The sequence below is a fragment of the Psychrobacter sp. DAB_AL32B genome, from assembly GCF_002224105.1.
Taxonomy (GTDB): Bacteria; Pseudomonadota; Gammaproteobacteria; order Pseudomonadales; family Moraxellaceae; genus Psychrobacter.
On record NZ_NEXU01000041.1, the window covers coordinates 1 to 2,487 of the forward strand.

1 protein-coding gene and 2 pseudogenes are annotated in these 2,487 nt (G+C 43.8%); all 3 read left to right on the top strand.

The genetic code is table 11. The features are described 5' to 3' along the window. Positions 1 to 30 precede the first annotated feature (30 nt). Positions 31 to 1,308, top strand: a pseudogene (locus CAN34_RS04710) (extracellular solute-binding protein); the annotation flags it as partial. A 74-nt stretch (positions 1,309 to 1,382) separates the two neighbouring features. Beyond that, entirely contained in the window at positions 1,383 to 2,162 is a 780-nt protein-coding gene (gene gloB, locus CAN34_RS04715) for a hydroxyacylglutathione hydrolase (protein WP_089554663.1), read from the top strand. 79 nt (positions 2,163 to 2,241) lie between these two features. Beyond that, a pseudogene (locus tag CAN34_RS14460) lies at positions 2,242 to 2,487 on the top strand (peptide ABC transporter permease); the annotation flags it as partial.

Genomic DNA, 2,487 nt, shown 5'->3' on the forward strand with positions numbered 1-2,487 from the left:
GTCTGTGACTATGTTGACAATACATAGCGTTTATTAAACGTCGGGCAGTTTCCTATTTTTGCCAAATCTTCGATCGATGCTGACTTTGAGAAAATAACCCTGACACCGCTAATGGGTAGTGGGCCTTATAAGCTTGGACGCGTCGACGCCGGTCGTTCGGTGAGTTACGTGCGTGATCCCAATTATTGGGGCCGTAATTTGATGGTTAATCGCGGTCGTTATAATTTCGATATGATTAAATTTGTGTATTATCAAAGTGATGAGATTGCCTTTGAGGGTTTTAAATCTGGTCAATATCGTTTTCGCCCTGAAAACAAAGCCTCTAATTGGGCAACGGGCTACAATTTCCCTGCCGTCAAAGCAGGCATGGTCAATAAAGAAACCATAAGCAGTGAAAACCCAGTACCGATGCAAGGACTGGTGATGAATATGCGTAGGCCAATTTTTCAAGATATTCGAGTGCGTCAAGCGTTGAGCAAGGCTTATGATTTCGAGTGGATGAATAAGACTTTGTTCCATGGGCAGTATGAACGCTTACAAAGCTTCTTTCATGGCTCAGAGCTTGCTGCGACTGGCAAACCATCTACTGAAGAGATGCAGGTGCTCACCCCTTTATTATCCAAGCTCGAGCCAATTCAACGTCAGGCAGTATTAGATGAATGGCAGCTGCCAACCAGCGACGGCAGCGGCTTTAACCGTACAGAATTATTAAAGGCACGGCAGTTATTACTCGATGCTGGGTTTTATTATCAAGATATGAAATTATATCAACCCGATGGCAAGCTTGCTCAGATTGAGATGTTAATGACGGGCGAAACCATGGGGCGCGTACTGCTACCTTATATTCGCAATTTAAAGCGTCTAGGGTTTGATGTGACGCTACGTCAAGTCGATGGACCACAATATTACGAACGCGTGCGCCGTTTTGACTACGATATGGTGACGGATGTATTTGCGCAGAGTTTATCCCCGGGTGCCGAACAAGCAGCATTTTGGGGCAGTGCAGCCGCTGACCAAGTTGGTAATAGGAATACGATTGGTATTAAAAATTCAGCCATTGATCAGGTAACAGTAGCACTTGCGAATGCTGAAAGCCGCGACGAGATTATTTTATATACTCACGTACTTGATCGTCTGCTCCGTGCAGGTCATTACTTAGTGCCTTTATATGGTAAGTCGGCTACCAACGTCGCTTACTGGAATCAATACCGTCATACTGAAAAACTGCCGTCCAATGCTATCGGTATCGACTACTGGTGGACAGATAAAGCAGCAGAAGCCCGCGTTAATAAGTATTTAAAACAATAATTAGGCACTTTTGATCTGTAAAGTATTTTATAGAATATCTTAGTGATAAAGATAACTACTAGTAAGGATTTAACATGAGTATTCGTATTCACCCAATTAAAGCATTTAATGACAATTATATTTGGACATTAATTAATGACAGTAATAAACAGGCGATTGTTATTGATCCGGGTCAATCTGAACCTGTTATTGCTTACTTAGAAGAAAATGAGCTAGAGCTGACTTCAATTTGGACCACCCATCACCACCATGACCATATCGGCGGCGTAGCAGAGCTACAAGAGTCCTATCCGATGACGCATCTGGTAGCGCATGCTGAACATAACGTTGATGAAGATCAAACCATAAAAGATGGCAGTACAGTGAGTGCGTGGGGCTGCGCGGCACAAGTATGGGATGTGTCTGGTCATACTGCCAGTCATATGGCTTATATTTTAGATATCGAAGGTCGTAAGCATTGTTTTTGTGGCGACACGCTATTTAGCGCCGGTTGTGGGCGTGTTTTTACCGGAACCATTGAGCAATTACATGAGAGCTTTAAGCGCTTAAACGGCTTACCTAGCGAAACGTGGCTATATCCAGCGCACGAATATACGGCCAGTAATCTGCGTTTTGGCTTGTCGATTGAGCCTGATAATGCCGCAATGCAACAAGCATTGGCGCAAGCAGAAGAAAAAACGACACAAGGCATCCCAACATTACCGGTGACTTTAGAGCATGAGCGTGCGGTAAATGTGTTTTTACGTACGCAAGAGCCGAGTGTGATAGCAGGAGTGAAGGCTAAAGTAAATATCGATGATGAAAAATCTTTGACCGTATTTGCCGCTTTACGTGAGCTTAAAAATAACTTCTAAATGCTAGCGTAGGTTTAGAGAAATATTAGCTGCTCATATTCTCTGTTGTCATATTTGTCTATTTTAGGAAGCCGTCATTATGGGTCGTTATATCTTAAAAAGATTATTGCTGATATTACCGACGCTTTTTTTGATATTGCTGGCGAACTTTGTCATTGTACAGGCGGCACCAGGTGGACCTGTAGAGCAACAGCTTGCGCTTATCGAACAAGGCGCAAAAGACAACGCGCTGGGTGCTAATATTGGTGCGGGCAGTGCAGGCGGCAATAACAGTACCTATCAAGGGACGCGCGGTTTGTCAGAGGAGATGGTAGCAGCCATTAAT

Coding starts and splice junctions, on each gene's coding strand:
- gloB (WP_089554663.1), top strand. CDS start 1,383: ATGAGTATTCGTATTCACCCAATTAAAGCATTTAATGACAATTATATT.